At 71.5% G+C, this 18,648-nt stretch carries 18 protein-coding genes; 7 read left to right on the forward strand and 11 right to left on the reverse strand.

All coding sequences use genetic code 11. The features are described 5' to 3' along the window. Window positions 1-214: 214 nt before the first annotated feature. The 5 genes from C2L59_RS38030 to C2L59_RS38050 form a co-directional block, all read right to left on the reverse strand. Window positions 215-445 carry a hypothetical protein gene (locus tag C2L59_RS38030; protein WP_199199492.1) on the reverse strand — a complete coding sequence of 77 codons (231 nt, stop codon included), beginning with the start codon at window positions 443-445 and terminating at the stop codon, window positions 215-217. Window positions 446-548: 103 nt separating this feature from the next. Further along, window positions 549-1,814 carry a CdaR family transcriptional regulator gene (locus C2L59_RS38035; RefSeq protein WP_103354440.1) on the reverse strand — a complete coding sequence of 422 codons (1,266 nt, stop codon included), beginning with the start codon at window positions 1,812-1,814 and terminating at the stop codon, window positions 549-551. A 29-nt stretch (window positions 1,815-1,843) separates the two neighbouring features. Further along, on the reverse strand, window positions 1,844-2,506 hold the full coding sequence (locus tag C2L59_RS38040) for an alpha/beta fold hydrolase (RefSeq protein WP_103354441.1): 663 nt from the start codon (window positions 2,504-2,506) through the stop codon (window positions 1,844-1,846). A gap of 14 nt (window positions 2,507-2,520) precedes the next feature. Further along, window positions 2,521-3,618 (reverse strand): NAD(P)/FAD-dependent oxidoreductase, encoded by a 1,098-nt coding sequence (locus tag C2L59_RS38045; protein WP_103354442.1) that lies wholly within the window; start codon window positions 3,616-3,618, stop codon window positions 2,521-2,523. Further along, window positions 3,615-4,304 carry a TetR/AcrR family transcriptional regulator C-terminal domain-containing protein gene (locus C2L59_RS38050; RefSeq protein ID WP_103354443.1) on the reverse strand — a complete coding sequence of 230 codons (690 nt, stop codon included), beginning with the start codon at window positions 4,302-4,304 and terminating at the stop codon, window positions 3,615-3,617. Before C2L59_RS38050 ends, C2L59_RS38045 begins: the two co-directional genes overlap by 4 nt. A 426-nt stretch (window positions 4,305-4,730) precedes the next feature. Here C2L59_RS38050 and C2L59_RS38055 point away from each other — a divergent pair, with 426 nt between their 5' ends. Further along, on the forward strand, window positions 4,731-5,156 hold the full coding sequence (locus tag C2L59_RS38055; RefSeq protein WP_103354444.1) for a DoxX family protein: 426 nt from the start codon (window positions 4,731-4,733) through the stop codon (window positions 5,154-5,156). Here C2L59_RS38055 and C2L59_RS38060 read toward each other — a convergent pair. Together C2L59_RS38060 and C2L59_RS38065 are read right to left on the reverse strand one after the other, a co-directional pair. Further along, window positions 5,153-5,671, reverse strand: a complete 519-nt coding sequence (locus C2L59_RS38060; RefSeq protein WP_103354445.1) for a VOC family protein — start codon at window positions 5,669-5,671, stop codon at window positions 5,153-5,155. The two genes, C2L59_RS38055 and C2L59_RS38060, sit on opposite strands and share 4 nt — an antisense overlap. A gap of 75 nt (window positions 5,672-5,746) precedes the next feature. Beyond that, entirely contained in the window at window positions 5,747-6,388 is a 642-nt protein-coding gene (locus C2L59_RS38065; protein WP_233223911.1) for a TetR/AcrR family transcriptional regulator, read from the reverse strand. Window positions 6,389-6,413: 25 nt separating this feature from the next. On the opposite strand from C2L59_RS38065, the gene C2L59_RS38070 reads away from it, so the two are divergent. Both C2L59_RS38070 and C2L59_RS50500 read left to right on the forward strand, forming a co-directional pair. Then, window positions 6,414-6,776 (forward strand): nuclear transport factor 2 family protein, encoded by a 363-nt coding sequence (locus tag C2L59_RS38070; protein ID WP_233223912.1) that lies wholly within the window; start codon window positions 6,414-6,416, stop codon window positions 6,774-6,776. 34 nt (window positions 6,777-6,810) lie between these two features. Then, window positions 6,811-7,116 carry a hypothetical protein gene (locus C2L59_RS50500; protein ID WP_370444814.1) on the forward strand — a complete coding sequence of 102 codons (306 nt, stop codon included), beginning with the start codon at window positions 6,811-6,813 and terminating at the stop codon, window positions 7,114-7,116. Window positions 7,117-7,200: 84 nt separating this feature from the next. Here the strand turns inward: C2L59_RS50500 and C2L59_RS47225 are convergent, their stop codons facing one another. Both C2L59_RS47225 and C2L59_RS38085 read right to left on the reverse strand, forming a co-directional pair. Beyond that, a complete protein-coding gene (locus C2L59_RS47225) occupies window positions 7,201-8,169 on the reverse strand; it encodes a hypothetical protein (protein ID WP_146060484.1) in 969 nt (322 codons plus the stop codon). A gap of 205 nt (window positions 8,170-8,374) precedes the next feature. Then, window positions 8,375-10,555, reverse strand: a complete 2,181-nt coding sequence (locus C2L59_RS38085) for a tetratricopeptide repeat protein (protein WP_233223913.1) — start codon at window positions 10,553-10,555, stop codon at window positions 8,375-8,377. A 279-nt stretch (window positions 10,556-10,834) separates the two neighbouring features. Between C2L59_RS38085 and C2L59_RS38090 the strand changes: the two genes are divergently transcribed. Continuing rightward, on the forward strand, window positions 10,835-13,471 hold the full coding sequence (locus C2L59_RS38090; RefSeq protein ID WP_103354448.1) for a hypothetical protein: 2,637 nt from the start codon (window positions 10,835-10,837) through the stop codon (window positions 13,469-13,471). Between the two features lie 58 nt (window positions 13,472-13,529). Here C2L59_RS38090 and C2L59_RS38095 read toward each other — a convergent pair whose 3' ends face one another. Beyond that, window positions 13,530-14,042, reverse strand: coding sequence for a lytic polysaccharide monooxygenase auxiliary activity family 9 protein (locus C2L59_RS38095; protein WP_103354449.1), 513 nt, complete (start codon window positions 14,040-14,042; stop codon window positions 13,530-13,532). Window positions 14,043-14,306: 264 nt separating this feature from the next. On the opposite strand from C2L59_RS38095, the gene lexA reads away from it, so the two are divergent. Next, on the forward strand, window positions 14,307-14,960 hold the full coding sequence (gene lexA / locus C2L59_RS38100; RefSeq protein ID WP_103354450.1) for a transcriptional repressor LexA: 654 nt from the start codon (window positions 14,307-14,309) through the stop codon (window positions 14,958-14,960). 1 nt (window position 14,961) lies between these two features. On the opposite strand, the gene C2L59_RS38105 is transcribed toward lexA, so the two are convergent. After that, window positions 14,962-16,167 (reverse strand): cytochrome P450, encoded by a 1,206-nt coding sequence (locus C2L59_RS38105; RefSeq protein WP_103354451.1) that lies wholly within the window; start codon window positions 16,165-16,167, stop codon window positions 14,962-14,964. Window positions 16,168-16,276: 109 nt separating this feature from the next. Between C2L59_RS38105 and C2L59_RS38110 the strand changes: the two genes are divergently transcribed. Together C2L59_RS38110 and C2L59_RS38115 are read left to right on the forward strand one after the other, a co-directional pair. After that, window positions 16,277-17,728, forward strand: coding sequence for an MFS transporter (locus C2L59_RS38110; RefSeq protein WP_103354452.1), 1,452 nt, complete (start codon window positions 16,277-16,279; stop codon window positions 17,726-17,728). Window positions 17,729-17,850: 122 nt separating this feature from the next. Further along, a complete protein-coding gene (locus C2L59_RS38115) occupies window positions 17,851-18,609 on the forward strand; it encodes an SDR family NAD(P)-dependent oxidoreductase (RefSeq protein ID WP_103354453.1) in 759 nt (252 codons plus the stop codon). Window positions 18,610-18,648 lie beyond the last annotated feature (39 nt).

Consider the following 18,648-nt stretch of genomic DNA (forward strand, 5'->3'; position numbering starts at 1 on the left):
CCACTGCCGAACCGCGGTCGCCCGCCACTGTGGACACTCGGTCGGCTACCGGTTGTCACCCTGCCGGAATTGCCCGTCCTGCCGGTCGGATATTCACCGACCACCGTTTCGGCCGCTTTGTTTCCGCACTTACGAGGGTGACGGTTCCACGAAATCGATTCAGCCGCGGACCGCGAAATCCACTTCGGACTCGATCGCGTCCCGCGGGCGGCGCTCAGCCGGCGTTGGCGAGCAGGCCCGGCCCCGACGGCGCGCTCCGCAGCAGGCACTGGTGGCACGGCATCCCGCGCAGCCCGTCCAGCACCTCGGCGTCGGCGGGGAAGATCGGCTCGCCGCACAGCGCCGTCAGGTGCTCCGGGACCGGGGCCTCCGGGACGGGGATCAGGTGGCAGACGCGTCTGCTCTCGCCCACGACGCCTCGGCGTAGCCGCACCAGCGCGAGCATCCCACCGTTCTCACCCATGTGAGCACGGTAAGCGAAGATCGCCGCGCGGACTTCGTGTCCGGGACCCAACGATCTTGGGCCCCGGTGGTCCGGGACACCAAACTCACACCGGGGACAGCACCGCCCCGCCCAGCCGCCGGCACAGGGTGAGCGCCAGCTCGACGTCCAGCCGTCCCTCGCCGAGCCCGCGCGGCAGCAGCTCCTGCGCCTTGCGGACGCGGTACTGCACCGAGTTCTTGTGCATGGTCAGTTCGGCGGCCGACGCGGTGTAGCTGCCGCCGGAGGCCAGGAAGACCCGCAGCGTCTCGCGCAGCCGGCCGCAGTTCTCGTCGTCGGCGGCCAGCGGCCCGAGCGTGCTCGCGACCCACAGCCGGGCCGCGTTCAGGTCGCTGCTCAGCAGCGCCACCGTGCCGACCTCCCGGAAGGTCAGCACGCGGTCGCAGTGCTCGCCGGCGGCCAGCGCCAGCGCGTGCACCCGGCGGGCCTGCTGGTGGGTGTCGCGGAAGCCGCCGACGCCGGTGCCCGGCTCGCCGACGGTGACCCGCACCCCGGGTGCGCCTTCGGCGAGCGCCGCGTCGAGGTGCTCGCGGCCGACCGACGCGCCCGCGGTGAGCGGCAGCCACACCCAGGCACTGGCCTCGTCCCGGGGCACGAACAGCGGCCGCCCCTGCCCGCGGACGCGCTCGAACACCGACCCCGCGACCGACTCCAGCAACGACAGCGCGTCGTCGACGAACGCCTCCGGCGCGTGCCAGACGATCATCCCCACGTGCGTCCCGCGCAGCCGGTAGCCGATCACCGCCTCGGCCGCGTCGACGTCGGGCGGGCCACCGCCGCCGTCGAGCAGGTCCGCGACCTTCGCCGCCCGCGCGGCACTGCGGTTGAGCAGCCAGCGGTCGCGTTCGTCCTGGTAGACGCCGACGAGCTGGCGGACCACCCGGGTGATGAACTCGTAGGCGACCCGCAGCAGCCGGCGCATCATGGCCCCGAGCAGGGCCGCGTCGTCGACCAGCCGGGTGCACTCCTGGAAGCCGAAGTCGAGCATCGCGGCCTGCCCGAGGTCGTAGGCGCGGATCAGGTCGAACACCGGCGTGCCGCGCTGCGCCAGCCGCCGCGCGTACTCCATCGCCGCGGCCGGTGGCTCGACGGTCGCCGGGTCGATGCCGTGCCGGAAGATCTGCAGCGCGGTCTCGATGTTCTGGTAGACGCTCGCCGACAGCAGGCTCACCATGCGCTCGTCGTCGTTGACCAGCTGCGGCAGGTCGGCGGCGTACAGCTGGACCAGTTCCCCGGTGAGCTCGCCCGCGCGGTCCGCGAGGGTGGCGGCGATCTGCCGGATGCGCTCCGAGACGACTTCTTCGTCCACCATGGAGCCACCTTAGGGGGTGCTGCCTCAAGCTAGCCGAGGAAGTCGTCGATCATGTCGAATGTCGCATCCGGAGCCTGCAGCGCCGGCTGGTGCCCGGCGCCCGGGACCAGCGCGAACCGCGCGTCGGCGTACGCGGCCGCGTACGCCTTGCCGAACGCCGGCGGGACGACGGTGTCGTCCTCGCCCCAGATCAGCAGCGCCGGGGTCCGGACCCGGGCCAGCCGGCGCAGCAGCTTCGGATCGGCCAGGCCCTCCCCGGTGTAGGCGAGCATCGCGGCCAGATCGGCCGGATCCGGTCCCGGGGCGCCGGGCGGCGGCTGTGGCAGCCGCACCGGGTGGCCCTCGATCTCCGGGCCGATGGCGTCGAGCAGCACGAGCTTGCCGAGGCGCCGCCCGCGATCCCGGACCGCCAGCTCCGCCGCCACCCAGCCGCCGAAGGAGCTGCCCACCACCACGACGTCCGCGAGGTCTTCGTCGTCGAGGAGGTCGAGGTAGGCCAGCGCGAGGTCGTCGACGCCGGTGCACCAGTCCGGACGCGGCGTGCCGGACCAGCCCGGGTGCGTCGGCGCCAGCACGCGGGCTCGGGGCGCGAAGTGCTCGACGACCGGGAGGACGCTGCGGGGGCCGGCGCCGCCGTGCAGGACCAGCACGGCGGGGTCACCGGTGCCGGTGTCGAGGAGGTCGAAGGGCACGGGATGTCCTTTCGTCAGTGCCCGGCGGCGAACCGCAGCATCTGTTCGGCCATCGCGGCGGGTGCGCCGGCGGCGAAGGAGGCTTCGAGGTTGTCCGCGGAACTCCGGGCGGCTTCTTCCGCGCGGGGGAACATGGCTGTTTCGTAGGCCGCGAGAGCGTTTTCGACGTCGTCGTGGCCGGCCAGCGCGAGGGCGAGCTCGGCGGCGTCGAGCATGGCGAGGTTCGCGCCCTCACCGGCGAAGGGCGACATGACGTGTGCGGCGTCGCCCAGGAGTGTCACACCCGGGACCCGCGCCCAGCGGTGCCCGACCGGCAGGGCGTGGATCGGCCGCGGGATCAGGGCGCTGTCGCTTTCCGCGACGAGCGCCCGCAGCCGGGGGTCGAAGTCCGCGAAGACCTCGAGCAGCCGGCTGCGGTCGGCGAGGCCGGCGGGGTCCGGCGTCCCGACGGCGGCGTACACCCGGATCCACCCGCCGCCGGTGCGCTGGGCGATCAGTCCCCGGCCTTCGGCGAGCGCGAACATCGAGCCGGCACCGACCAGCGCCGCCGGCCCGCGATGGCGTTCGTCCACATCGGACAGTTTGGTTTCCGCGAAGGCCATCCCGGAGTAGGCCGGCTCGGCCGGGGAAAGCAGCGGCCGGACCTTCGACCAGGCGCCGTCCGCGCCGACCACCAGGTCCGCCTCGACGACGTCGCCGCCGGCCAGGGTGAGCTTCCCCGGCGCCACCGCGGTCACCTTCGCGCCCCACCGCACGACACCGCCGGGCAGGGCGTCGACGAGGATCCGCTTCAGGACACCGCGGTCGATCTCGGGCCGGGTGCCCCCGCTCGCGTCGGCCGTCTCCTCGAAGCGGACCACGCCGTGGCGGTCGAGGATGCGCAGGGCTTCACCCTCTTCGCGGGCGGCGGCGCGGAATTCGCCGAGCAGCCCGGCTTCGGCCAGCGCGCGCTGGCCGGACTCCTCGTGCAGGTCCAGCGTGCCGCCCTGGTCACGGGCGGCCGGCGTCGGGTCGAGCTCGTAGACCGCCGACGGGATCCCGCGCGTGTGCAGGACCCGGGCCAGCGTCAGGCCGCCGAGGCCGCCGCCGACGATCGCCACGGACGGGGTCATCGGGACTCCCCGGGTTCCGGGCGCGGGGTCGCGAGCGCGCCGTTGAGCAGCGCGTCGAACGCCCACCGCGCGCGGGCCGGGCCGGGGCCGGACACCAGGTCGGTGGCCAGGGCCGCGATGTGCGGGTGGGTGCGCGGGGACACCGTCGCCACCGACTCGACCATGACCTCGTGCTCGCGGGCGGCTCCGGGCTTCTCCCGGCGGGTGCCGTGCTCGACGGCCGTGGCGGTGGCCGTCAGCAGGAGCACGTCGACCGCCCACGCGGCCTGGCCGGGGGCCATGCCGCCCTCGTCGAGCAGCGCCAGCACCGCCTCGACGAGCGCCAGGTAGTGCCGGCCGCTCAACCGGGTCACCAGCGCGACCCTGGCCAGGCTCGGGTGCGCGAAGAGCACCGCTCGATAGGAGTCCAGCACCGCCCAGAGACGTTCGCGCCAGTCACCGGCGCCGGTCAGGTCCACCTCGGCGAGCAGCTCGTCGAGTACCGCCGCGTGCAATTCCTCGGTGTCCTTGACGTAGACGTAGAGCGAGGCCGCGCCGGTGTCGAGCGCACTGGCGAGCCGGCGCATGGTGACGCGCTCCACGCCTTCGGCGCGCAGCACCGCGACGGCGGCCGCCACGATCCCCCCGCGCGTCAACGCCGGTTTCGCCGGGCGCTCCCGGCGGTTGTAAGTGCTTCCCGAAGCCATGGCCTCAGTGTAGCGAACATGTTCGTCACGAGCACGTTCGGGTCGAACATGTTCGTGCGACGTTCATCACGGCGGGATAACGCACCATTCGGGCGCACCGAATACGGCAATCGGATCCACGATTTTGTTAAGTTCGGGCGTTAAGTTGCGACGTCGAAAGGCTCGAAACAATCTCGAAAGAGTGGACCGCTTTCCCGTACTGGTCTGGACCACAAGGTCAAGATCACCCAAACGGCGGCTTTCCCTTGCACGACAACAACGCTGAGCCACCGTCCACGGCGGCTCGCAATTTTCGAAAGCGCCTTACCCGACGCCCGGCTCTTGTGGCAACTCCCCACGGGCGGTATATCTGAGAGCCGAAATTCGCAGCGGCCGGTCGCGCCACCGGCCGGTTCGATGCCGCCCGCTCCCGTCCCCGGAGGCACCATGCACCGCCTTGAACCGGCCCGCGAACACGTCATCGGGCTCTACCGGATCGTCATCGGCTTCCTCTTCACCTGCCACGGCCTCAAGACGCTGTTCGGCCTCTTCGGCGCGAAGAGCACCACCGCCGTCACCGCCTGGCCGGGCGGCTGGGCCGCGCTCATCCAGCTGGTCTGCGGCACGCTGATCTGCGTCGGCCTCGCCACCCGGGCCGCCGCCGTGATCGGCTCCGGCTCGATGGCCTTCGCCTACTTCACCGTGCACCTGCCGCAGGGGCTCCTGCCGATCCAGAACGGCGGCGAAGCGGCCACCCTGTTCTGCTGGGGCCTGCTGCTGGTCGCGTTCGTCGGCCCCGGCCGGTTCGCGCTCGGCAACATCCCCGTCCTGCAGCGGTCTTCGGAGCCCGCGCGGGCCCGGGCGACGGTCTAAGAGGTACGCGAGATCCCGACGCCGCTGCGCGCGTCGGGACCGTACTTCACCAGCTCCGCCGCGAGGTCCAGCCGGCCGATCGACGCGCTCTTCGCCCGGTCCTCGTCGGTCAGCAGCTCGCGGGGGATGATCCAGACGACCTCGAACTCGATGCCGCTGGGGTCCTTCGCGTACAACGACTTCGTGGTGCCGTGGTCGGACGAGCCGACGAGCGCGCCGGCCTCGGTGAGCCGGGCGGCGAGCCGCTCGAGGTCGCCAAGGGTGTCGACCTCCCACGCGAGGTGGTACAGCCCCACCGACGTCCGCCCGGCGCCCGAATCCGCGGCGTCGGGGCCGATCTCGAAGAGACCGAGGTCGTGGTCGTTGGCCGAGCCGGGCGCCCGCAGGAAGGCCGCGCCGCGGTGGAGATCACCGCCGTCGATGTAGCCGAAGCCCAGCACGTCCCGGTAGAACGCGACGCTTTCGGCCAGGCTCCGGACGTACAGCACGGCGTGGTTCAGGCGGAAGATCGACATCGAGGCTCCACAGTCGGCGCGGCGCGCAAATCGGTTGAAGTTTCAACTTAAGGCTAGGCGCGAACCCCGGACCGGTCAAGCGACCAGCGACGCCACCCACAGCCGGCCGAGCCAGGCCGCGTACCGCTCGTCGGACCACGAGCGCTCCTCGACGAGCCGGTGCCACAGGGTCCCGTCCGTCGTCGGCCACAGCACGTCCCGGCACTCCCCCTCGGCGACCGCGAGCTGCCCGGTGGCCACGGCCGCGCGGGCGTGCTCCCCCATGGTCTCCAGCCGCTGCCGGTCGATCTCGGCGAGCATCGCCGCCGCCGCGGGATCGCTCGCCGCGGCCCCGCGCACGGCGAGGTGCAGCGGCGCGGTCCGCCGCATGATCGCGGTGTTGACGACCGCCGGCCCGGCGAGCCGGGTCCGCAGATCGGGCTCGGCGAACAGGGCCCGCGGCTCCGGCCGCTCGAGCACCGGCACGTCCCGGTCGTCCCCGCCGACGGCGACGTCCCACGCGCGGTACAGCAGCGCCGGCTTGTTCTTGAAGGCTGCGTAGACCGTCTCGGGCGCGACTCCGGCCTCGGCGGCGATGTCCGCGATGGTCGTCCGGCCGTGACCGTGCGTGACGAACAGGCCGTGCGCGGCGCCCAGGATCCGCCGCCGGTTCTCTTCGCCTGCTCCTGGCGCCGGCTCGAGCCGGGCCATCCACGACGGCGACCCGGAACCCCGCATCACCCTGTGGTCGAAGGCGGACCCGGTGAGCCTGTTCGGCGCCTGGCTGCCGGCCCGGACCGGCTGGACGGACGTCGGTGCCGCCTTCCACCGCGTCGCCGCCCAGTTCCGCGGCTGCCGGGACTACCGCCTCGAGGTCGTCGCCGCCGGCGACCTCGCCTACACCATCGGCTTCGAGCACAACCCGGTGTCGGTCAACGGCCGGGAGACGACGTACACCCTGCGCGCCACGCACGTGTACCGCCGCGAAGACGGCGAACGGAAGACCGGCCACCGCCACGCCGACCGGCACCCGGACGAACCGGCGCCGGAGACCCACTCCCGTCCCCGAAGCCAAGTCCCGGGGCACCACCGCATCAAGCAGCCGCCCTGCCGGCCTTCGCAGTAGGTGGTCTCAGCGCCGCGCACAGAAGCTTGTGGTCGTGGTCGACCAGCCGGGCACGACCGGTGCGGTGCCGGTCGCGGCTGCGCGTCGCCGGACGGCAGGTGGCTACCTGCCCGGGCCTGGCCATGCGCCGCATCGCCGACATCGACCCCGGCCTCGCCAAGGCCGGGCGTCACGCGGCCACCAGGCCGCACCGGCGGGCGTCACCCGCGGCGCGCTGTGCCACCACTACGCCGGCAAGCAGGGCCTGTTCCGCGCGGTGGCGGAGGGACTGGAGCGCGAGCTGACCGAGGAGTACGCACTCGGGCCGCTCGTCGGGAGCGGGCGCGCGAGGACGGGGTGATCGCCGCGATGCCGGTGCGGGCGCAGTGCCGGCCGGCGACTGGGGAGCCTGCTGCGGATTCAGGAACTCATTCGAACCGATCTCCTAGAGATAGTCCGATCGGCGGGATTTGGTCAGCATCCACACGTAGTACCATTTGTTGTGACGGAAAGCCCGTTTGTTGTATTCCGTCGCGGCGTTGACGACACCCCAAATTCCACCGGAAGCACCGAGTGCAGCGACAGCGCCGGCAAGGGCGGGGCCGTAGACCGCGACAAGGACCGCACCGACGGTGCCGAGCACCGCGCCGGTGGACGCTACCGCGCGTTTTCGGGTGGCTTTGCCCAAATCGATCCCGATGGACCGGATTCCTTCGTTGATCTCAAGGCCGATCTTCACAAGGGCACGCTCGGACTGGGTATCGTCGATCGCATCGTCGAGTTCCAGCAAGCGTAATCGGAGAAAGTCGCGAAAGGCGGCGTAGGCATCGAACTCTCCTACAGTGATTTTTCCGAAATTACTGAGATCAACCCCTTCCAAGAAGGGCAGTTCAGTGTGCAGAACAGGACGGACGACTCGGCTCTTGATCGGTTCGACACCCGAGCAGTCGACGGCTCGTCCGTTGCGAATCAAGAAGTCATAGCTGCCGAGGTCCCGCTTGATGCCACTGGGACTCCCATATCTTTCTCCATAATGAGTGGGATAGGTGGCTTTACTGTAGCTGGGCAGATACCAGGCAAGCCCGGACCTGAGCAGCGGTTCGGCGTCGAGAATCCAGCGTCCGGTGGCGTCGAGATCCGGGCAACGGAACCCGCCGCATAGTTCTCGTCCGTCTCGGATCCGTCTCAGTGCGGACCCGGCGAATGCGCCTTCCATGCCACCGGCCGCGAAGTCGGTCTCGTCAAACGAACCGTCCAATGGGTGGAATTTTCCGGCCCAGTCGTGCGACAGCAGCAGAGTATCGGACACCAACACGGCGCGTTTTGTCAGGTCCGCCAGGCCTTTACTGCTGTTTCCCAGTGCTATGGCCACATGAAAACGCGACTTCGTCAGCTTTCGCTTTCCTTTGATCATGTCGTTCCCATACTGGTTCCAGAGATGTTTGACATAGCTACTGGCTACGTCGACCGGGCATGTTCTGTCACCCGGCGAAAGAGTGTCGAAAAACGACCTCATCCGGCGGGCGACTGCCTCGTTCTGGACGTCTTGCCTCCGACTGAACACTGGTAGAAGATAACAGAAACCAGATGATCTTGCCGTTACGTGGAGACCCGCCCGATCACCCGTCTCGTGAAACTCGTTCTGAACGGACCTCTTGGCTCACCTTTGCTTCGAGGGCGCGGATCCGCTCACGCAGGTGCACGCTTTCCGCGGAGCGGCAGTCGTCGTAGATGCGCAAGGCTTCGCGCCAGCACTCCAGGGCCCGCGCGGTATCGCCGGTGTCCCGCAGCACGGCGCCGAGCGTGTCCAAGGTGTCGGCGAAGAAGGTGGGGAAGAATTCGGGAGAAACGATGCGGAGGGCCTGTTCGCACAGCTCGATTGCCCGATCATGGTCCCCGGAGCTGTGGTGGATCGTTGCCATGCACCGCAGGTTGCCGACTTGCCCTTCGCAGTCGCCGGCCCGCTCGCTGAGCACGAAGCTTCGGTGGGCGTGGTCGAGAGCCTCCGCGTACTCGCCCAGCCGGAGAGCGATGGCCGCCAGGACCGACTCGATCTGGGCTTCTATGCGTCCGTGCTGCGCGCCCGGAGCCAGCGGCACCGCCGCCTGCAGATAGTTGCGCGCCTGGGCGTACTGCCCCTGCACCCAGCACCCATCACCGAGTTGTAGTAATGCCGTGGCTTCGCACCAAGGTTCCTCGAGGTCGTGGGCCATCCCCAAGGCGGTTCGCAGCGCGCTCTCGGCGTCCTGCCACCGGTCGAGCACCTGGTACGTCTCGCCCAGACCGATCAGTACCTGCATTTCCTCGCGAGGGTCACCAGTGCGGCGAGCTGCCGCCAGCGCCCGCGAGCGCAGGTCCACCAGGTCGTCCCAGCGTCCTCGCCGGTGCAGGATCATCGCGGTCGTTTTCACCAGGAGAAGGGTCAGGGGCGTTTCCTCGTGGAGATCGGCAGCCCGGGTCGCCGCGACCAGGTTGTCCACCTCGAGCACCGTCCACGCCCACGTCTCCTCGCGCCCGGACAGCCGGATCTCCGGACGCGTCCGGGTGTCCAGCCGCATGGCGGGATCCCAGTCGCGATGCGCCGGGAACAGGATCTCCAGCGCGATCTTGGCGTGGTGGGCGTACCACATCAGCAACGCACGCCGGGCCTGCTTCACCTCAGCCGGAGGGTCATCACGCTCGGCGCGCTCGGCGGCATACGCGCGCAGCAGGTCGTGGAAGCGGTACCGCTGCCGCCCGGCCGCGGACTCGATCACGTGCGCCCGCGCCAACGCCGTGAGCACCCGGCGCGCCTCGGGCAGCTCCAGCCCGGTCACCGCCGCGGCCGCCGCCACCCCGAACTCCTCTCCCGGATGCAGCCCGAGCCGCCGGAACACCCGCGCGTGCTCGGCGGGCAGGCGCTGATATGACCAGTCGAACACCGCCCGCACCGCGGCGCGGTCGTCGCCGTCCTGGCTCAACGCGTCCAGGCGGACCCGTTCGTCGGCCAGCTCGGCGACCACGTCGCCCACCGTGACGTGCGGGGCCGTCACCTGGCTGGCGGCGATCCGCAACGCCAGCGGCAGCCGGCCGCAATACCGCACCAGCTCCCGGACCGCGTCCGGTTCGGCGGCCGCCCGGGCCGGGCCGAGGATGCCGGTCACCAGCGCCACGGCTTCGTCGTGTGGCAGCAGGTCCAGGGTCAGGCGGGTCGCCGCCTCGGTGACCACCAGCCCGGTCAGGCTGTCGCGGCTGGTCACCACCACGACGCAGCCCGGGGTGCCCGGCAGCAACGGCCGCACCTGGCCGGTGTCGTTGGCATTGTCCAGCACGAGCAGCAGCCGCCGGCCCGCCACCAGCGACCGGAACAAGCCCGCCTGAGCCTCCACCCCCACCGGGATCTGGTCGGCCCGCAGGCCCAGCGCCCGCAGGAACCCCTCCAGCACCTCGCCGGGGGTGGCCGGGTCGCCGGCCCCGTAGCCACGCAGGTTCACGTGCAACGTGCCGTCCGGGAACCGGCTCTGCACGCGGTGCGCCCACCACACGGCCAACGTGGTCTTCCCGATGCCCGCGGTGCCGTCCACCGCCGAGATGACCACCGGGCCCGGCGCACCTCCGTCCGCCGCCGGCAACAGGGCGTCCAACGCCGCGACGTGGTCGGCCCGGCCGGTGAAGTCCTTGATCGCCAGGGGCAGTTGCCGCGGCACCCCCGGGAGGGGGCCCCGGTCCGGCGGCCCCGTCAGCGACACGTGCCGGATCGACCCGGCCTGCACCACCGGGCCGGTCACCCCGCCGCCGACGTCATTGCGAACATCCGTCACGAAAGCAGTGTGTCGCTTCCGCGGACCGCCGATGCCCAGGTCCACCCGCTCGGAGCAGGTCCACCCCGGGCGAAACCGATCGGTTTCCTTCCGCCGCCCACTCCGGCTGACCTCACCCCATGACGACCGAGGCGCTGCACTGATCGCTCGGCTCGACGCCGGGGATGGCCGGCCGCCGAACGCAACGAGGCGAACAACGTGCTCACGCTGCGCGTGAAGGTCCCTGCCAAGCCGAGCCACACCACCGCGGTGTCCTGCTGACCCGGTGCCCTCGCGGTTATGGTGGGAACGCAGCGAGGAGGCGGAATTCTGGACGAACGGATTTCGGCCCGCAACCGGGTCCACGGCTCGACCGGCCCGATCCTGCAGGCGGGGGCGGTCCACGGCGACGTCCACCTGCATCCCGCGCCGTCGCCGGATCCGGCTCGTGTCCCGGCGCGTGCGATCGATGGGTGGAACCCGTTCGACCTCGGGGTGCACCGCGCCATCACCGTGGGCGGCTCGGCCGAAGACCGGTTGCCGGACCTGCCCGGCTACCTGCGCCGCCCGCACGACGACGAGCTGGCCGGTCTTCTCGACGACGTCTCGGCGAACGTGATGGTGGTGCTCAGCGGGGAATCGTCGACGGGCAAGACGCGGGCCCTCTACGAATCGGTGCTGGCGAGCAAAACGCTGCGCGACTGGCCGCTGTGGTACCCCCGCACCGCCGACGACCTGCTGCAGCTGCTGCACTCGGGCCGGCTCTCCGCCGGGACGGTGCTGTGGCTCAACGAGACCCACAACCACCTGTCCGGACCGACCGGCGACCTCGCCGCGGCCGCCCTCCGCGACCTGCTGGACGGCTCGCACGGCGGCCCTTTCGCCATCGTCGGCACGCTATGGCCGCAGTTCTGGGCCGAGTTCGTCGCGCAGCCGCGAAGCGGGCAACGGGACGAACACGCCAACGCCCGGGCCCTGCTGCAGCACCGGGCGCGCCGCATCCGGATCGCCGAGCAGCTGAGCCGGGCGGAGGTGGCCCGGGTCCGCACCACTTCCGCCGTCGACCCCCGCCTCGCCGCGGCGGCTTCGGCCTCCGGCGACGGCCGCCGGGTCATCCAGACGATGGCCGGCGGCCCGATGCTCGTCGAGCTCTTCGAGCACCCCGACGACGAAGCCGGCCGCTACGCCACCGCGATTCTCACGGCCGCGGTCGACGCCCGGCGCCTGGGTCACCTCCAGCCCCTCCCGGGAGCCCTCCTCGAAGACGCCGCCGGCGGTTACCTCGATGAACGCGATCGGGTGAATCCACCGGAGGACTGGTTCTCCCGCGGACTCACGCGCGCCGCGGACGAAGCGCTGCTGGGCGTGACCGCCCTCGTCGCCCGGCGCAGGCAGCCGGGCACCGGGCCGCCCGACGGCTACGAACTGCACGACTACCTCGACCAGCACGGCCGCGCGGCCCGCCGGTGGACTCCGGCCGCCACCGAGCTGTGGGCGGCTTGCGTCACCCACACGGCGCACCCCGAAGATCTGGTCCGCCTGACGGAGAACGCTTACCAGCGCCTGTTGTACCGCTACGCGGATCCACTGATGGACAGAGCCCTCGAGCTGGCCGACGCCGGCTACCGGAGTCACCTGATCGATGTCCTCGTCGAGTACGGCCGGGTGGAACGGGCCACGGCCGTTCTCCGGGCCGCCGGCGAATCCGACGACCCCCGTCCACTTCTCCGGGTGTTCCGCCGGTCCCACGAAGCCGTGACCACCACGCTCATCGACACCGGCCGAACTGCGGAAGCCGAGCTTCTCCTCAGAACGCTTGTCACCTTCGGGCCCGACACCCGATGGGCGTGGCGGGCGCTGACCGATCTGCTCGTCCGGGCGGGAAGGACCGATGAGGCCATCGATCTGCTCCGGGAGCTCGGCGCGCGAGGCCGGACGATGGTGGACTCCTTTGCGGACGAGGAATCCACCGTACGGCTGCCGGCGATCACCGCGACCCGGTACCTGGTGCTGGACGCGGGTTCCATCGAAGAACGGCTGGCCGAACTGCTGGCCGGCGCCGGACGCTGGGACGAGGCGCTGGCGGTCGTGCAGGCCGGCGCCACGGGCTGGTCCCGCGCCTGGCTCGCCCGGAAGTTCGCGGACCACGGGAAAGTGGACCGGCTGAAAGCTCTCGCAGCAGTCGGTGACGCCGACGTTTCGCTCATCCTGGCCGAAAAGCTCCTCGAAGACGGTGAGGTGCCGGAGGCCGTCCGGCTGGTGGCCGAAGCCGACCGGGGAAACCCGAGCGGCCGCCTGCTGGAACTGCTCGTCCGGCACGACCGGCACGAACTCGCCATCAGCACCGGCGTCCCCCGGAACTGGCCTCGGTCCGCGGAGTTGTTGCGCGCGCTGGCCGCGGCCCTGCTGACGCACGACCACCGGGACCGCCTGATCACCTTGCTGAAGGAGCTCACCGAGCCGTCGGTCGCCTTCTTCGGCTACGGCGAGGAGATCCCGGAAGCGGTCGCCGACCTGCTGGCCGACGCCGGCTGCTGGGACGAGGCCCTCAAAATCGCCCGCCGGGACTCGGAGTGGGCTCGCCGCTGGGTTGCGCAACGCCTGGCGGCCGCCGGCAACATCGCGCAGGTGAGACGGCTCGCCGAGATGGGAAACGAATACGCGGGCGCCGAACTGCTCGATCATCTCACCGCAAACCGGCGTTTCCGCGAGGCTTTCGACCTGCTCAGCGGATCCGCCCGCGCGGGAATGGACTGGTCCGACCGTGAACTCGCGAACCTCATGGCGGAATCCCGGCTGTGGGACCAGCTGATCACCCGCGCGACGAACGGCAGCCGGTACGCGGCCCGCGCGCTGCTCGCCGCGGCGCACCAAGCGGGTCTGCCCGATTCCGCGCGGCTGCTCGAGCGGGGACTGTCCACGCACGGCCGCGCCTGAACTCCTCCACAGAGGACGGTGCGACCCGGGAGCCGCGCCGCTCCCGGGCCGCATCCGCTCAGCTCACCTGCAGATCGATGCACGCGTAAAACGCGTTCGACGTGTCCGCGATGTTCCACACCGCCAGGACCGTCTGGCGGCCCGTGTGGCTGCCCAGGTTCACCTGGTGGGCCACCGTGGCCGGCGGTTGCTGGTTGTTGCCGCTCACCTCCGCGATCTTCTGGCTTCCGATGTAGTACTGGTAGTTCGACGTGCGGTGGCGGGCCGTGAACGTCCACGTGAACGTCACCGTCCGGCCCACCGGGGCCGCGCGCCAGCCCTTGCTGTTGTCGTTCAGCTCGGCGAACTGGGACACGCCGCCGTTGCACGAACGGAGGCCCTTCGGCCCCTCCACGCTCTGGGGTTCGTACTGGATCTGCCCGCACTGCACCGTGTGCTGGGCGCACTGCGCCTGGCGGCTGGCCGGCGAGCTGACGTAGCCGTGCGCGCTCGCGATGCCCGCCGGGTTCAGCACCACCAGCACCGGGGCCAGTAGCGCGCCCACCGCGGCCGCGACCATCTTGCGGTTCATACCAAGCTCCTTCGGGGACAGGCTCGCCTCCCGCCGCCGCGCACGGCGGAGCTGCGGCCGGGGTGGGCCGCCGCACCGGAAGGGTTACGAGCGAAGGAAAATTGTGGTCTAGACCATACGTCGATTCGTTACGAAGGTCAACGGCTGGCAAAGTCCCGAGAGTGGTTGGTAAGGCGCCAACTGTCACCCGGTGTTCCGGTCAGCGGGACTGCGTGCCGGGGACCGGGCGGCGCGCGGCGGGCCGCTGGCCCTAGGATCACGGCCGTGACCACCTACGACGACACGTTCGAGCACCTCGACCCCTCGGCCCTGCCGGAGCGGCAGCAGAAGATCCTGGTGGCGATCCGGGACTGGGTGGTCCGGTACGGCTACTCCCCCAGCACCACGGAGATCGGCGAGGCCGTCGGCCTGCAGTCGACGTCGTCGGTGTCGAAGCACCTGGCGAGCCTCGAAGACAAGGGGTACCTGCGCCGCGGCGCCGGCGTTTCGCGGCCGATGGACGTGCGTGCGTTCCTGCAGGGTACCGCCGCCCCCGAAGACGGCGATTCGGTGCCCGTGCCGGTCGTCGGCGACATCGCCGCCGGCACGCCGATTTCGGCCATCGAGCACACCGACGACGTCCTCAAGCTGCCGCGCGACCTCACCGGGCGCGGCACCGTCTTCGGGCTGCGCGTCCGCGGGGACTCGATGATCGACGCGGCCATCTGCGACGGCGACATCGTCGTGGTGAAGCAGCAGTCCGAGGCCCACTCGGGGCAGATCGTCGCCGCGATGATCGACGAAGAGGCGACCGTCAAGGTGTACCGCCGCCGCAACGGGCACGTCTACCTCGAGCCGCGCAACCCGGCCTACGACGTCATCGACGGCGACCGCGCCGTCATCCTCGGCGCGGTCGTGTCGGTGCTGCGGAGCGTCTGAGCTACCAGGTGACCGGCAGCTCGTAGACGCCGTACACCGAGCCGTCGTGCTTGAACGGGATCCGCCCGACGTCGGTGGCCAGGGCCATCGTCGGGATCCGCCGGTAGAGCGTGCTGTAGACGACCTGCAGCTCCAGCCGGGCCAGCGGCTGGCCGAGGCACTGGTGGACGCCGAAGCCGAAGGCCACGTGCCGGTGCGAGTCGCGGGTGAGGTCCAGCCGGTCGCCGCCGGGGAACGCCTCCGGGTCGCGGTTGGCGACGTCGTTGGCCAGGATCAGGCCCTCGCCCGCGCGGATCGTCCCGCCGCCGACCTCGATGTCCTCCAGCGCGACGCGGCGGCGGCCGTTGTGCGTGATGTTCAGGTACCGCAGCAGTTCTTCGACCGCCGACGCGACCAGCGCCGGGTCTTCCGACTCCCGCAGCAGCGCCAGCTGGTCCGGGTGCTCCAGCAGCGCGAGGGTGCCGAGCGCGATCATGTTCGCCGTCGTCTCGTGCCCGGCGATGAGCAGCAGCACGCCCATCTGCGCCGCCTCCGTGCGGGACAGCTCCCCGGCGTGGACGCGGGCGGCGAGCCCGGAGAGCAGGTCGCCGGACGGCGCCGCCAGCTTCTCCCCCACCAGCCGGTCGAGGTAGCCGACGAGCGCCTGGTGGCCGGCCGCCCGCTCCTCCGGCTTCGCGTCGCGCCGGATGATGACCTTGCTGTTCTCCTGGAAGAAGCCGTGGTCGGCGTACGGGACGCCGAGCAGCTCGCAGATCACCAGTGACGGCACCGGGAGCGCGAACGCCTCGACGAGGTCGACCGGTTTCGGGCCGGCCAGCAGCTCGTCGACCAGGTCGTCGACGATCTTCTGCACCGCCGGGCGCATCGCGGCGACCCGGCGGATCGTGAACGGCGCGGTCACCATCTTGCGCAGCCGCGCGTGTTCGGGGTTGTCCATCAGGATGAAGCTGATGCCGGTGCCGCCCTTCGGCAGCGGCGCCGGGCTCGGGTAGCCGGGCCGGGTGACGTCGGCGCTGACGCGCGGATCCGCCAGCAGCGCGCGCTGCTCGGCGTAGCGGGTCACCAGCCACGGCGTGCTGCCGTCCCACAGCCGGACGCGCGCGAGCGGGGTTTCCGCCTGCAAGGCACGGGCCCGGGGCGGCGGGTCGAACGGGCAGCCCTCGGCCCGCGGCATCGGGAACTCGGGGATCTCGGCGGTAGTCGTCATCGGTCCTCCGCGGTGGCCGTCAGTTCGTGATCAGTCAACCGAAGACTGCTACGCTGAGTCAAGCAACTGATTTAATTTGACCTGGCCATCCGACACCGGAGGACCGCACGTGCCCGGACCATCCAGAGCCGCCGGGGAGGCGTCGCCGCGGGCGAACCTCGTCGTCGCGGTCCTCGCCCTCGCGGGCATCACCGTCTCGCTGATGCAGACGCTGGTCATCCCGCTGATCCCGGCGCTGCCCGGGCTGCTGCACGCCTCCCCCGCCGACGCCACCTGGGCCATCACCGCCACCCTGCTCGCCGGCGCGGTGGCGACACCGACCATGGGCCGGCTCGGGGACATGTACGGCAAGCGGCGGATGCTGCTGATCAGCCTCGGCGCGCTGGTCGTGGGCTCGGCGATCGGCGCGCTCTCCGACACCCTGGTGCCGATGGTCGCCGGGCGGACCCTGCAGGGCCTCGCCGCCGGCGTCATCCCGCTCGGCATCAGCATCATGCGCGACGAACTGCCCGCCGAACGGCTCGGCTCGGCCACCGCGCTGATGAGCGCGTCGCTCGGTGTCGGCGGCGCACTGGGCCTGCCCGCGGCGGCGCTGCTGGCCGAAAACGCCGACTGGCACGCACTCTTCTGGACCGCGGCCGGGCTCGGCGTCGTCGTGACCGCGCTGGTCGTCGCGCTCGTGCCGGAGTCGCCGGTCCGCACCGGCGGCCGGTTCGACGTGCCCGGCGCGGCCGGGCTGTCGGTCGCGCTGGTGTGCCTGCTGCTGGCCATCTCGAAGGGCGCCGACTGGGGCTGGGGCAGCGGCGCGACGCTCGGGCTGTTCGCGGCCGCCGTCGTCGTCCTGCTCCTGTGGGGCCGCTGGGAGCTGCGGACCCGGCAGCCGCTGGTGGACCTGCGGACGACCGCGCGGCGCCAGGTGCTGCTGACGAACATCGCGTCCGCGGTGTTCGGCTTCTCGATGTTCGCGATGTCCCTGGTGCTGCCGCAGCTGCTGCAGCTGCCGGCCACCACCGGGTACGGCCTGGGCCGGTCGATGCTCGTCGTCGGCCTGGTGATGGCGCCGTCCGGGCTGGTCATGATGGCGCTGGCGCCGGTGTCCGCGCGGATCACCCGGACCCGCGGGCCGAAGACCACGCTGATGCTCGGCGCGGTGGTGGTCGCGGTGGGGTACGGCCTCGGCGTCGTCCTGATGAGCGCGACCTGGCACCTGGTGCTGATTTCGTGCGTCATCGGCGCGGGGATCGGGCTCGCCTACGGCGCCATGCCGGCGCTGGTCATGGGAGCGGTGCCGGTGTCGGAAACCGCCGCCGCCAACAGCCTCAACACGCTGATGCGCTCGATCGGGACGTCGGTCTCCAGCGCCACCGCGGGGCTCGTCCTGGCCCGGCTGACCACCTCGTTCGGGCCGGCCACCCTGCCGTCGCAGAACGGCTTCCGGCTGGTGCTCGGGATGGGGTCGGCGGCCGCGCTGATCGCCCTGGCCGTCGCCGCGTTCCTGCCCCGGTGGTCCCCGGCGGTGCCCACGGCGGCTCGTCCGGAGCCCGCTGCCGCGGCCCGCTGACCGGGCGCGCACCGCCGCCGGCCCGGTGGTGCGCGCACGGTGCGCGTCCGGTCAGCACCGGGCGGAAACCTTCGGGTCGACGCCGGGCCACCACGGTCCGGCCGCGACCCGCAGGAGTGGACATGACGAGCAGGAACGCCTTGGTGACGGGAGCTTCGCGGGGCATCGGCCGGGCGATCGCCCGGCGGCTGGCCGCGGACGGCGCCGTGGTCGCCGTGCACCACGGCGGCAACGACGTGGCGGCCAAGGAAACCGTCGCGCTGATCGAGGCCGCGGGTGGTCGCGCGTTCCCCGTGGCGGCCCGGTTCGGCGAAGCCGGCGCCGTCGACCGGCTGGCGGAGGCGGTCGCCGCGGAGTTCGGCGACGGCCTGGACGTCCTGGTCAACAACGCGGGCATCGGTTCGCACAGCACGATCGGGCAGCTGACCGAGGAGGAACTGGACCGCCTGCTGGCCATCAACGTCAAGACGCCGGCGTTGCTGATCCGGCGCTTGCTGCCCCTGCTGAACGACGGCGGCCGGATCGTCACGGTCGGCTCGATGGCCGGCCGGATCGCGGTGCAGAGCCAGATCGGTTACACGATCAGCAAAGCCGCGGTCGAAGCGCTCGCCCCGACGCTGGCGAACGAGCTGGGCCACCGCGGGATCACGGTGAACACGGTCGCGCCGGGCCCGATCCGCACGGACATGACGGAGCCCCTGCTGGCCATCCCGGAGGCGGCGGCCGGCCTCACCGCGATGACCGCCCTGGGCCGGATCGGCGAGCCGGAGGACGTCGCCGACGTCGTGGGATTCCTCGCCGGCCCGGACGGGCGGTGGATCACCGGGCGCACGCTCGACGTGTCGGGCGGGACGTTCCTCGGGCCGATCGCGCCCGCCTGAGGCCGGCGGAAACCCGGATCTCGCGTGATCGGGCGCGGA

The organism is Amycolatopsis sp. CA-128772 (genome assembly GCF_002904295.1).
In the GTDB taxonomy this organism is placed as follows: domain Bacteria; phylum Actinomycetota; class Actinomycetes; order Mycobacteriales; family Pseudonocardiaceae; genus Amycolatopsis.

Coding starts and splice junctions, on each gene's coding strand:
- C2L59_RS38035 (WP_103354440.1), bottom strand. CDS start 1,814: ATGGTGGACGAAGAAGTCGTCTCGGAGCGCATCCGGCAGATCGCCGCC.
- C2L59_RS38105 (WP_103354451.1), bottom strand. CDS start 16,167: ATGACGACTACCGCCGAGATCCCCGAGTTCCCGATGCCGCGGGCCGAG.
- C2L59_RS38055 (WP_103354444.1), top strand. CDS start 4,731: ATGCACCGCCTTGAACCGGCCCGCGAACACGTCATCGGGCTCTACCGG.
- C2L59_RS38065 (WP_233223911.1), bottom strand. CDS start 6,388: ATGCGGGGTTCCGGGTCGCCGTCGTGGATGGCCCGGCTCGAGCCGGCG.
- C2L59_RS38050 (WP_103354443.1), bottom strand. CDS start 4,304: ATGGCTTCGGGAAGCACTTACAACCGCCGGGAGCGCCCGGCGAAACCG.
- C2L59_RS38030 (WP_199199492.1), bottom strand. CDS start 445: ATGCTCGCGCTGGTGCGGCTACGCCGAGGCGTCGTGGGCGAGAGCAGA.
- C2L59_RS47225 (WP_146060484.1), bottom strand. CDS start 8,169: ATGATCAAAGGAAAGCGAAAGCTGACGAAGTCGCGTTTTCATGTGGCC.
- C2L59_RS38095 (WP_103354449.1), bottom strand. CDS start 14,042: ATGAACCGCAAGATGGTCGCGGCCGCGGTGGGCGCGCTACTGGCCCCG.
- C2L59_RS38115 (WP_103354453.1), top strand. CDS start 17,851: ATGACGAGCAGGAACGCCTTGGTGACGGGAGCTTCGCGGGGCATCGGC.
- C2L59_RS38045 (WP_103354442.1), bottom strand. CDS start 3,618: ATGACCCCGTCCGTGGCGATCGTCGGCGGCGGCCTCGGCGGCCTGACG.
- C2L59_RS38060 (WP_103354445.1), bottom strand. CDS start 5,671: ATGTCGATCTTCCGCCTGAACCACGCCGTGCTGTACGTCCGGAGCCTG.
- C2L59_RS38090 (WP_103354448.1), top strand. CDS start 10,835: ATGGTGGGAACGCAGCGAGGAGGCGGAATTCTGGACGAACGGATTTCG.